General features: G+C 44.1%; 10 protein-coding genes and 1 pseudogene. 3 read left to right on the forward strand and 8 right to left on the reverse strand.

The genetic code is table 11. From position 1 onward, the window contains the following. Positions 1-31 precede the first annotated feature (31 nt). Complete coding sequence (locus V7K25_RS00220) at positions 32-526, forward strand: ureidoglycolate lyase (protein WP_335154011.1); 495 nt, start codon at positions 32-34, stop codon at positions 524-526. Here V7K25_RS00220 and galK read toward each other — a convergent pair. The 7 genes and pseudogenes from galK to V7K25_RS00255 all read right to left on the reverse strand — a co-directional run bounded on the left by galK (position 523) and on the right by V7K25_RS00255 (position 6,874). After that, the gene (galK, locus tag V7K25_RS00225) at positions 523-1,605 is read right to left on the reverse strand and encodes a galactokinase (protein ID WP_335154013.1); all 1,083 of its coding nucleotides are present in this window, start codon (positions 1,603-1,605) and stop codon (positions 523-525) included. The two genes, V7K25_RS00220 and galK, sit on opposite strands and share 4 nt — an antisense overlap. A 5-nt stretch (positions 1,606-1,610) precedes the next feature. Beyond that, positions 1,611-2,699, reverse strand: coding sequence for a M24 family metallopeptidase (locus V7K25_RS00230; protein ID WP_335154014.1), 1,089 nt, complete (start codon positions 2,697-2,699; stop codon positions 1,611-1,613). A gap of 104 nt (positions 2,700-2,803) precedes the next feature. Next, positions 2,804-3,183: pseudogene (locus tag V7K25_RS00235) on the reverse strand (type II toxin-antitoxin system VapC family toxin). Next, positions 3,183-3,470: a hypothetical protein gene (locus V7K25_RS00240; RefSeq protein ID WP_335154016.1), complete on the reverse strand. Its 288-nt coding sequence runs from the start codon at positions 3,468-3,470 to the stop codon at positions 3,183-3,185. The pseudogene V7K25_RS00235 and the gene V7K25_RS00240 overlap by 1 nt, the downstream one beginning before the upstream one ends. A 117-nt stretch (positions 3,471-3,587) precedes the next feature. Further along, positions 3,588-3,767, reverse strand: coding sequence for a hypothetical protein (locus V7K25_RS00245; RefSeq protein WP_335154018.1), 180 nt, complete (start codon positions 3,765-3,767; stop codon positions 3,588-3,590). Between the two features lie 168 nt (positions 3,768-3,935). Continuing rightward, a complete protein-coding gene (galT, locus tag V7K25_RS00250) occupies positions 3,936-5,036 on the reverse strand; it encodes a galactose-1-phosphate uridylyltransferase (RefSeq protein ID WP_335154020.1) in 1,101 nt (366 codons plus the stop codon). Further along, positions 5,015-6,874, reverse strand: a complete 1,860-nt coding sequence (locus V7K25_RS00255; protein ID WP_335154022.1) for a glycoside hydrolase family 2 protein — start codon at positions 6,872-6,874, stop codon at positions 5,015-5,017. The genes galT and V7K25_RS00255 overlap by 22 nt, the downstream gene beginning before the upstream one ends. A 936-nt stretch (positions 6,875-7,810) precedes the next feature. Here V7K25_RS00255 and V7K25_RS00260 point away from each other — a divergent pair. Both V7K25_RS00260 and V7K25_RS00265 read left to right on the forward strand, forming a co-directional pair. Then, positions 7,811-8,620 (forward strand): phytanoyl-CoA dioxygenase family protein, encoded by an 810-nt coding sequence (locus V7K25_RS00260; RefSeq protein WP_335154024.1) that lies wholly within the window; start codon positions 7,811-7,813, stop codon positions 8,618-8,620. A gap of 397 nt (positions 8,621-9,017) precedes the next feature. Beyond that, positions 9,018-10,013, forward strand: a complete 996-nt coding sequence (locus tag V7K25_RS00265; RefSeq protein ID WP_335154026.1) for a glycoside hydrolase family 43 protein — start codon at positions 9,018-9,020, stop codon at positions 10,011-10,013. A 310-nt stretch (positions 10,014-10,323) separates the two neighbouring features. On the opposite strand, the gene V7K25_RS00270 is transcribed toward V7K25_RS00265, so the two are convergent. Next, complete coding sequence (locus V7K25_RS00270) at positions 10,324-10,794, reverse strand: DUF4142 domain-containing protein (RefSeq protein ID WP_335154028.1); 471 nt, start codon at positions 10,792-10,794, stop codon at positions 10,324-10,326. Between the last annotated feature and the right edge of the window lie 79 nt (positions 10,795-10,873).

The following is a 10,873-nucleotide window of genomic DNA, read 5'->3' on the forward strand; positions in this document are numbered from 1 at the left end:
AAACCTAAGTAATCTCTCTCAAAGTTTTGATATGAGTAGATCAAAGACAGTGCAACAATTGCAAGCACAATCTGTGACTTCTGAAAACTTTCGGCGTTATGGACAGGTGATTTTTGCAAGTCTTGATGGCAAAGCTTACGATGGGGAAGATGCCCAGTTAAACCTGCATAATGGTATTCCACGGTTTTATATTATGCGGTTGGAGAAAAGAGGGCGGAAATTTCACAAAATTACTCGCCATGTGCAATGCACTCAATGTCTGGGTTCTTTGTCAGGGAAGGATTGGTTAATTGCAGTTTCTCCTCCTAATAATGATGTAAATGAACCAGCATTAGAAAAAATTGCTGCTTTCCGCATTCCGGGGAATTGTTTTATCAAGCTATATGAGGGTACTTGGCACGCTGGCCCCTATTTTGACCATGAAGCTGTAGATTTTTATAATTTGGAACTAGCTGATACAAATGTGGTGGATCATTTCACCCATGATTTTCTCAAGAGTCATCAATTAGAGTTTGAGATGGTTTAGGCTGCATCAATCAATCCTAAAGAAGGAACCAAAATTCGTCCGTTGTAACCTGCTTGGTTGTATTGTTCAAGGACATGAGTTGCAATACCTTTGCTCTCACCCGATCTAACCAAAGCTACACTTGCCCCCCCAAAGCCTGCACCTGTGAGTCTTGCACCAAACACTCCTTCTGTTTTCTGCAAAATCTCTACCAACTTATCTAGGGCTGGTACTGAAACTTCGTAATCATCTCGCAAGCTGGCGTGAGAAGCGTTCATCAATTCGCCAAAACGCTCAGATGTTACTCCCTGCAATACTTCCAAGACGCGGTTATTTTCTGTAATTACATGACGGGCACGGCGCTGTAGTGGTTCGGGTAATGTTTTTGTTACATTAACATCAGTAATATCTCGCAATGCTTTCACTCCGAGCGATCGCGCCGCCTCTTCACACTCAGCCCGACGCTGGTTATAACCGCTACCTGCAAGTGTGCGGGGTACACCGCTATCAATAACCAAAATCTCCGCTTTTTCAGGCAAAGGCATCACCCGACGTTCTAAAGTCCGAGTATCTAAAAATAAGATATGCTCAGTGTCAGCCAAACTAGAAGCCATTTGATCCATGATGCCGCATTGCACGCCAGCATATTGAATTTCTGCTTGCTGGGCGAATTGGGCGATTTCAACATCATCAATGGGAAGGTTCAGAAGTTGGCGTAATGCCCGGAGGGTTGCCACTTCTAAAGCTGCGCTGCTAGACAAACCCGAACCCATAGGAACCGATGATTTGACGTACACACAAAGCGATGGTATTGTATATTCTGCTTTTTGCAAAAGCTCAATACAGCCAAAAATATAACTGGCAAATCCAGACGGCTGATGATTAATATCTGAAATGCTCACTTGCTCGTTTAAATTTTCCGAGTAAAAGTGATGCTGGCTATCGCTACTAAAACCTAGCTGTACCGTTGTACTTTGAGGAATTGCAGTTGGAAGAACGAAGCCATCGTTATAGTCGGTATGTTCGCCCAGTAAATTTACTCTTCCTGGCGCACTGGCTTGAGTTTCAGGTGGTTTACCGAATAGTTGTTGAAAATCCATAATTTTTAATTATACAAAGGTACAGGGCGCAATCTTCCTTCTACCTCAACATTAGGAAAATTTGGATCAAAAGTCAGATTTTCTAACTTTCCATCTTTTAGAATCACAAAAGTATCTTCAATTTTTGCCCCAGTTAAACTAGGGTTCCAAGCGACAGCAATACCTTCTGCCAAAGTATCAGTAGCGGTTGGATTTGCTACGATTTCTCGTGCTAAATATCCGGTGGTTCCTCCCTGGTGATGTTCACGGATGGCATTGGGAAATCCATGCTGTTCATAACCTTGAGCTAGCGCGTAATAAACTTTGTCCAGACTGGTTCCAGGTTGGCACAAATTTAAAACTACTGCTTCTATTTCGCGCACATGGGAATGCAATTCGGCCTGTTCGTCTGAGAGCTTACCAAAACAAACAAATCGAGTCAGATTTGCATACAAACCGTAACCTCTAGCGCAAAATACTAACATCGCTTGCCGTCCAATTTGTTCTGCTGTAGCTGTAGCATGACGGTATAGCGGTAAACGCCTATCACCCGCTACCAGTGTCAGCGCCGGATGCAAACCTTTCGCCCATAACGCCTCTGCACCCGCACCTGCTAACTGATATTCTGTCCAAGTTGGCTTGGCAGCTTTGAGTACCTCTGTCATTGCCTGACTAGCTTTTTGCCCAACTTGGCGATATCGCTCTAATTCACTTGACATCATTACCCGTTTGTGTAATTGCAGAGATGGGGGTAACGGCTGTTCTAAATTGGAGATGGGGCGATCGCTAACTGTTTTTCCGCCGCCGGTTGCATCACGAACAAAAGACTCACGGGTAGCACCATCAGCCCAAGGATTGACATACACCTTAAAATTAGCAGGCAGTTCTTCATCCTTAAGACGCTGCGCTTCAATTTCATCCGTCAGTACCCAAGCATCTTCAGTAGTTACTAATACTTCTGCTACGCCACTCTCAGCAGTAAGCAGCACGGTGTTAGAAGCGCCAGCTGTCGCCCAGGCAAACCAGTCTGTACCGCGCAAGCGCACGCCTTGCACTTCGGTTTCACGCAAGATTTGCCTGATTAACTCTAGTTTTTTGGAAACTTCTTCGTTCATAGGAAAAACACGGATAGATACAGATGATTATCAAACTTATCTACGTCTGTCTGCGTCTGTCTAAGGTTTATATTCAAAATAGTACAATTAATCTATGTCTAATTTTATAACCAGTTCTCTAATTGTAAGTTAGGAATATTAGTAAAATCTTGGATGTTATTAGTTACGAGAATATCATTGCGAGAACGAGCAACAGCAGCAATTAATGCATCTAATTCTCCAGTTGGTTTACCAACTTTTTTGAGTTCGCGTTGAATCTTGCCAAATTCAATAGCTGCCTCTAAGTCAAATGGCTTTATAGGTAATAGGTCAGTAAACTGCTGCAAACTTTCTAGGTTATTGGACACCTGTTGAGAATAGTAAACGCCTTTATAAAGTTCCGCAACTATAATTGTTGATAGATAACATTGGCTAAAGTAGCGATTAAGTTTTTTCACTGCTTGGGGGTTTTCTTTGTGCAAATGTTAGTGTCTAACAGATACATTAGCCGTTATCCTGATTATCAATTAAGTCTATGCTTCTACCTTGGTAAGTATGACGTTGCTGGTCAATCTCTACAAATATTTCTGTTAAATCTGGTTGATTTTTCCACACCCCAAATAATTTATTTAATTTAGCTAATCTCTCTTCTTCTCTTAAATATAGTTTTGGCTCAGGTATTTGCTTTTCAATAAATTCTAAGTCTATAATTATTTCTGTTCCATCGGGAATGTTATTTATTTGCTCTAATATTTCTATATTTTGACCGCGTTTTATTCCTCTGATTCTCATGTTATTTTATCCTTTATATTTTGATACATCAATATTAATGTAACGCAGGTTGCTACACTTATTTGAAAAGGCTTATAGCAGAACTATCAAAATCCAGCCTGGAGTTATATAGATTTCTCATAAGGGCACAGAATGTTTCTTGATCTGCACCTTTGATGCATCGACCTGCACTTTTGTTGTATTGACCTGCACCTTTGTTGCATCGCCTTGCACCTTTGTTGTATCGCTCTGCACCTTTGTTGCATCGCCTTGCATCTTTGTTGCATTGACCTGCACCTTTGTTGCATCGACCTGCACCTTTGTTGCATCGACCTACAAAAATTAACCCACCCTACGTTACACAGCAACTTTAAGAGAAGTAAAACAGTATTACAGAAAAGTTAAAAACCGTCCCCGATTAGAAGGAACGGTTAAAACAATTTGTTGTTCAATAAGTGGACAAACAGGAATAAATAGGTAGGTTTGTCACGCCGAAATTGGTTCTTCAATATTTACCACCACAGCCTGTAACTCTTTCGCTTTCTCTTCTGGCAAAGCATCATTGGCAAACATCCCAGCTGCGAGTTCAGTTCCCGCTAGATACTTCAACCTTTCGCTTGTGCGATATGGTGGAAAAAACTCGGCGTGTAAGTGCGCTTCTGGATGGGCTAAACCGTCAGTTGGTGCTTGGAACCAAGCCATCAAGTAAGGAAATGGACGATTCCACAAGCCGTCATACTTGAGGGTGACAGTTTTTAATGCTTTAGCAAGTCCCCAACGTTGCTGTGGGGTAAGATCCATAAAAGTGCCAACTGGCTCTTTAGGAGCAATCCAGACTTCATAAGGGTAACGAGCGCAGACTGGGACAAATGCGATCGCATACTCATCTTCATAAATAATCCGTTGATTGTCTGCAATTTCCTTCTGAATCAAGTCTTGCAGTAAACCCCGCCGATGTTTTTCATAATACTCCTGCTGCATTGACAGCATCCGCGCTGGCACAGGTGGTGTAAAAGGATAGGCGTAAATTTGCCCATGAGGATGGTGCAATGTTACACCCACCTCTACACCTTTATTTTCAAAAGGCAGCACGTACTGAATTTGGGGATTTGCTCCTAATACGCGGGTGCGATCGCCCCACACTTCTAAGAGCAAATCAAGGTGTTCCAATTCCAAAGAACTAAGGGAAGCTTGGGCATTTTGAGCAAAAACCACCACCTCACACGCCCCATTAGCAGGCAATGTTTCCACAATACACTTCGGCGGGTCATGTGCCGTTTGAGCCATTGAGGGAAAGCGATTATCAAACACCGCCACATCATACTTACCTGAGGGAAGTTCTGTAGGAAACTCCGGTTTCGTAGTGGGTGCAAGGGGGTTATATTCTGGGGGCGGCATGAAAGTCCGCCCTTGACGGTGAGAAGCGTAAGCAACCCATTCGCCGCGTAAAGGATGCCAGCGCAGGTGGGGATTTGCCTGCACTGGTTCATTACTAGGGCTAGTGGCGATGATATTATCGGCAATCGGGTATCGACTGTATAAGGTCAGTGGGCGACCATCCGGCTTTAACAGCTTGTGGGAGTACATAATCCTTGTCCTGAAAGGGTCGCAGCGCGGATCGCCTCAACGGGAAATTTAGGCGTGCGATCGGCGTATAATAAACCGTTAGCTTCTTGGAAAGTATCTGTAAATTGGGTGTAGCAAAATCCGCTAAATAACTCGATATCATTAATCGTTTCGAGCAGAGAAGCGTATTTCATTTCTAGCTCGGAAATATTTGAGCAACGCTCATATCCCCAAGCTTTATCTGCATCGGGGTTATCAACAGGGGCATAGGCTATGCCACCAAACTCAGTCAGCATTACTGGCTGTCCCTGATGCGGAAAGTTATCCAGTGTCAGGATGCGCCCTCCAGGACGCTTCCGGTCAAACAAATCTGATAGCTTCACTTCTGGCCCATAGCGATGACCTAATCGTTGTGGGTGGGTGTCGTAGTCATGAATAGCCAGAATGTCTGTATCCGTACTTTCCCAGCCATCGTTGGCAATCACTGGGCGGCTTGGATCGAGAGTTTTAGTTAAGTGATACATTGCCAAAACGTAGTTTCGGTGAGCCGCAGTCTCAACCAGATTCGGAACTCCCCAGGATTCATTAAACGTTACCCAAGCTACGATACAGGGGTGGCTGATATCTCGCTTAATCACCTCAGCCCACTCTCGCGTTGTGCGTTCCACTGCTTTAGGTGTGAAACGATATGCACTAGGCATCTCTTCCCATACTAACAACCCCAGCTTATCTGCCCAATATAAAAATCGCGGGTCTTCAATTTTCTGGTGCTTACGGACTCCGTTAAAACCCATTGCTTTGGCAAGTTCGACATCGCGCCGTAATGCTCCATCGTCCGGTGCTGTCATTAGCGAATCGGGCCAGTAGCCTTGATCGAGAACTAAGCGCAAATAATAAGGACGACCATTGAGCATAAAGCGATCGCGCTGTATCCCCACAGTCCGCATTGCTGTATAGGATTTGGCTTCATCCAAAAGTTCATTGTTATGCCAAAGTTCAATGTGGGCATCCATTAGAGTGGGCTTTTCTGGACTCCACAGCAATTCATTGCGGTAGTCGTCGATACCTGGATCGGAAAGGGAGATGCGACGCCCAATTTCTCCGTTAAACACTTCATAGGTATCGTTTGCCAACACGGTATTGCCAATGCTCAGTTTTACCTTGATTTGGATACCAGCAGGGGCATCACCTGCGATCGCAGCATAACAACCAACTTCCCACCGCTCGAAATCGGGACTCCATCGAATATTATCGATGTAAGTTCTACCCACACGCTCAATCCAGACTGTTTGCCAAATACCACTGGTGCGAGGATACCAAATACTGTGCGGTTCCAATTGCCAATCCTGCTTTCCTCTAGGCTTGGCAAGGTCACCAGGATCATCCTGGGCCCAGACTGTTACTTTAGTTATACCAGTATCATTCAAAACTGCGGTAATATCCAGCATGAAAGGAGTATGTCCCCCTTCATGCTCTATCATGTATTGACCATTCACCCAAACACGGGCGCGGTAATCCACAGCCCCAAAGTGCAGTAATAATCTGCCGTCACCTTCAGGCGTTTCAAATTCTCGCTCATACCAGCAGTTTGGATGAAAACCTGTATCACCAATACCACTTTTGGTAGATTCGGGAGCGAAGGGAACTTGTATATGATGACTCCACCCCTGGATATGGCCTGGTTGAACACATTGCCCTTCATCGTCAAAAGCAAACTTCCACTCACCGTTTAAATTTAGCCAGTGCGATCGCTGTAACTGTGGACGTGGATACCCAGCTTCTGGGAAGCTAGAAACTCTTTGATTATCAGTATTAGAGGGAAATTCAACCTTACGATTTTGTATATCCAACAACTTCATTAAAACCTCTTAATGTAACTACAATAGAACAAATTTTTTTGTGCCTTCGGTTTAGACTAAACTAGGCTATTTTGAGACATTCCAGGAGTTTTTTTGCTCCTTTTACCGTAATCTATATAACTTTATACCTGTACTTGCATAACGCTATTTATCGCTAAATAGTAAACATAAAATACATCAAGCGCCCTAGTATGGGGGCTACAAAATTAGCTATAGACTATTGACTCGTGACATTATGGCACACATATCGTGAATATTTGCCAAGTCCGCAGGAAAAAATTAGGTAAGCTGTTCCATATTTAAATTGCATTTACTGGGCGGCAAAACGCCCATCCCACAAGAGTTATGCTGAATTCGGTTTTGCAACTTAACTCTATTGCCCCATAACGCTGGAATTTTTTTAACTAATTCTAGGGGTTTAAGTCAATATCAACTCACAAGTGCCGAGGTGTGTCTTGCAAAATCCACATTGAAAGAAACTTTCGCTCCGGTTTGGCGCTAAATCTCCGTTACAAAACTTAATTAAGTATTACAAATTATTTTAATTTCTGCATTACGGAGTTGTAGCTAATTTTCAGCACTTGTCCTATGAATCTGCGGCGAAAACTCCCATCTTGGCGGCAAAGGCAAGACTTTTTGCTTTCAGTAGTTTTATCACCTCTTACTACACTTATAATATCACAAATTGGGCAGTGAACTGGCTTAAGAACCATTGCTGTATTTTTGATTCAGCACCTTACCTCACAACCAAAAAACCCTAGAAACTAATCAACAGAAAGCCTTATCTATAAAGAGATTTGGATAACCTAAGTCTACAAAAACTGATAAGTCAATTCCAGAAATGGTGCGCTATTATCGACGAACAATTGCAAAAGCTGCTATTGAGAGTCCGATTTAAATTCGACTTTAACATGATGAATTGGCGAGGATAAGAAAATGGTTCAAAGTATAGGTAGAGTAAATAAATATACAGATACTGACCTAAACCGATTTGCCGAAGACCTGAATCGAGACGGAATTTGTGTGATTCCCGGTCTTTTTGATAAAGAATTGATTAGCGAGTGGGCAAAAGCTTTTGATAATTTATTCCGAGAGCGTCAAAATCAACCAGGTGGGCTGGCTCCCCGTGAAATTGCTCGTTACTATCTAACATTACCTTGGGTTTCTCCCTTTGCCAACGTGGAAGTTTTCGCCAATCCGGTGATTATGGGTGTGCTGGAGCGAGTATTTTTTCAAGAATATGTAATGGTTCAGTTGGGAGTTGATCTTCCAGTACAAGGTTCCGATTATCAGGAAATCCATCGAGACTATCGCCCTTTATTCTCCGACCAAATAGTAACGCCACTCTACGCCCTTGCGGTTAACTTCCCACTTGTGGAAGTAACGGCAGAAAACGGGCCGTTCCAGATGGCGCGTGGTACACATCTTTTGCCGCGTGAAGAGGGACTAAGGAAAATTGCCACGGGTGAAATTCCGATAGAATCTTTTTATATGGAACTAGGGGATGCGATGATTCGGACACCTTTGGCGCTGCATCGGGGTTCACCAAATCGGACTAACCAGCCACGACCGATGGTAGTTATGGGCTATGCTATGCATTGGTTACACACGCCGAAGGTGGATTTGACTCTCCAACGAGACTATTATGAGAGCCTACCAGAGAATTTAAGGCAGATGATTCGGTGTCAGGTGGTGGAACAGTTGCCAAAGGAGAAGGTTGAAACTTACGTGAATTTTAAGTACTAAAGATTTGTAAAAAATAAATTATCCAGTAGGGTGCGTTAGACTTAACGCCGTAACGCACCGCCTACAGATAGCTCTAGGATTTACGCAAAAAACCATTCGTAAGGGCACAGCATTACTCATGCGTGCAACTTAACGTGAAACCCTTGTCAAGACGTGATATTCAGTTCTCTGGCTTCCCATCACCATCCGCGTCATCCCACCCTAAACCTCCCTTTATAAAGGGGAGGGAACTAGATAGGTATGAGCATTACTGTGCGCCTACAGGATGGTCTATTTACGTAGTTTACCGCCGTAGGCATCGCAGAATAATTAAGAAAAGCCGAACCAGCATAAAGATAGTTGTTTTGCGATCGCACTTCCTAAAGAATTGAGTTAACACGCTATAGCGAGCGCCGAGATGTTAACTTATACCAATCCAGTCTACAAAGGCTATTTTGCCGATCCTTTTGTTTGGGAATTTGAGGGTATATACTACGCGATCGGTACTGGTGCAGCCGAAGCGGAAGGAATGATAGACGAAATCGCAAAACTACGTGTCTTCCCTCTATTACAGTCCTTTGATTTCGTGAATTGGGATTTTGCTGGTAACGCCCTGTTGCGGCCAGACCCTTCCCTTGGCGATAATTTTTGGGCCCCCGAAGTTGCTTATTGCAACGGCAAGTTCTACCTCTACTACTCTGTAGGGCACGAAGACAAGAATCATCAGTTGCGTGTTGCCACCAGCGATACTCCTTTGGGCCCCTATAAAGATGTTGGTGAGCCACTTGTAGACCCGAATTCTTGCTCCTTCGCCATCGACCCCCACCCATTCCGTGATGATGATGGACAGTGGTATTTATTTTATGCTCGTGATTTTTTAGATACTGAGGGCGGCGTGCGGGCTGGCACTGCCCTCTTTGTAGATCGGCTCCAAGATATGACGAAACTTTGCGGTGTCGGGAAAGTCGTCTTACGGGCACGTTCCGATTGGCAACGATTTTTAGCCAACCGATTGATGTATGGTGAACATTTTGATTGGCATACCTTAGAAGGCCCCTGTGTCCGTAAACATGCAGGTCGATATTATTGCTTTTATAGTGGTGGGCGCTGGGAAACTGAGAACTATGGTGTAGATTATGGAGTTGCAGATCATGTGATGGGGCCTTACTCTGATTTCGGTAACGAAACGGGGCCACGGGTGTTGCGTTCGCTTCTTGATCGTGTTAAAGGGCCTGGACACAACTCAATCGTTGTAGGCCCCGATGGTCAGACTGAGTACATTGTCTACCATGCGTGGGCGGCGAACATGGATGCGCGGCGAATGTGCTTGGATAAACTCATCTGGACGCCAGATGGGCCATGTTGCGAAGGCCCCACCTGGACACCACAGGCGATCGCCTCCAAATCAATTTGATTTCCAAGGATTAATACCGATTCCCGAAAACCTTGATACATATAGATTTATCGTAGGGGCATAGCAATGCTATGCCCTTACTAGGGTATTTGTATCATTAATCAAAGTGAAATGGTATAAGGGACTTCCAAGAAATAAATTATTCCAAGAAACGAACCACAGAGACAAGGCAGCGCGGTCTTGGGGGTTTCCCCCATGAGCGACTGCCGCGCAGAGAACGCAGAGAGAAGAAATAGAGAGAGTTTTTGCCTCAGTTTTGGAACATTTTTTTATTTGGAAGTCCCTAAGGCATCGCCAATGGAAAAAGATTTTATCTATCGCTAGTATTACCTTGAGGTATCCTAGTGCCTCCTCCTGTAGGTGAAGGATTGTTCTCAGGTAGGCTATCGCCTCCTGCTGTAGGGGAAGTATTGCCTTGAGGGGCTGATGCACCAGAATTATTAGGCAGATTATTATATCTCCGCGCAACCTCGCCAAATCGATAATTTGTGATAGCAGTGGCAGTATTAAAGTGCCTTCTAATGGTTGGTAATCCTCGATTCGCCACTGCTACAAGGTCGGGGTTTTGTCCAAGTGCCGCTTGGCGTTGGAAAAGGGCTGCGTTCTCCAGATGAGCATTTACACCACCCTCATCCATATACGCTTGCTCAAAGCGATCGCCCTCTAACTGAGACAGTCGCGCCAGTGATGCTTGAAATTTTGGCGCCGGAGCGGTGGGAGGAGTTACACCCAATCGCGAACCAATCCGTGTCAAGTCATTTTTTACCCAGGGCAAACGCATCTTATTTACTAATAAAAACTAAGGGAGATTCCAAAATGACATCGATAATTGTAAAAGATGATTGAATGATAAATAAAAT

The organism is Nostoc sp. (assembly GCF_036919495.1).
Taxonomy (GTDB): Bacteria; Cyanobacteriota; Cyanobacteriia; order Cyanobacteriales; family Nostocaceae; genus Nostoc.

What these genes read in the sequence shown, in the direction of transcription:
- V7K25_RS00230 (WP_335154014.1), bottom strand. Translation starts at nt 2,699, where the DNA reads ATGAACGAAGAAGTTTCCAAAAAACTAGAGTTAATCAGGCAAATCTTG.
- V7K25_RS00260 (WP_335154024.1), top strand. Translation starts at nt 7,811, where the DNA reads ATGGTTCAAAGTATAGGTAGAGTAAATAAATATACAGATACTGACCTA.
- V7K25_RS00255 (WP_335154022.1), bottom strand. Translation starts at nt 6,874, where the DNA reads ATGAAGTTGTTGGATATACAAAATCGTAAGGTTGAATTTCCCTCTAAT.
- V7K25_RS00220 (WP_335154011.1), top strand. Translation starts at nt 32, where the DNA reads ATGAGTAGATCAAAGACAGTGCAACAATTGCAAGCACAATCTGTGACT.
- V7K25_RS00240 (WP_335154016.1), bottom strand. Translation starts at nt 3,470, where the DNA reads ATGAGAATCAGAGGAATAAAACGCGGTCAAAATATAGAAATATTAGAG.
- galK (WP_335154013.1), bottom strand. Translation starts at nt 1,605, where the DNA reads ATGGATTTTCAACAACTATTCGGTAAACCACCTGAAACTCAAGCCAGT.
- V7K25_RS00265 (WP_335154026.1), top strand. Translation starts at nt 9,018, where the DNA reads ATGTTAACTTATACCAATCCAGTCTACAAAGGCTATTTTGCCGATCCT.
- galT (WP_335154020.1), bottom strand. Translation starts at nt 5,036, where the DNA reads ATGTACTCCCACAAGCTGTTAAAGCCGGATGGTCGCCCACTGACCTTA.
- V7K25_RS00270 (WP_335154028.1), bottom strand. Translation starts at nt 10,794, where the DNA reads ATGCGTTTGCCCTGGGTAAAAAATGACTTGACACGGATTGGTTCGCGA.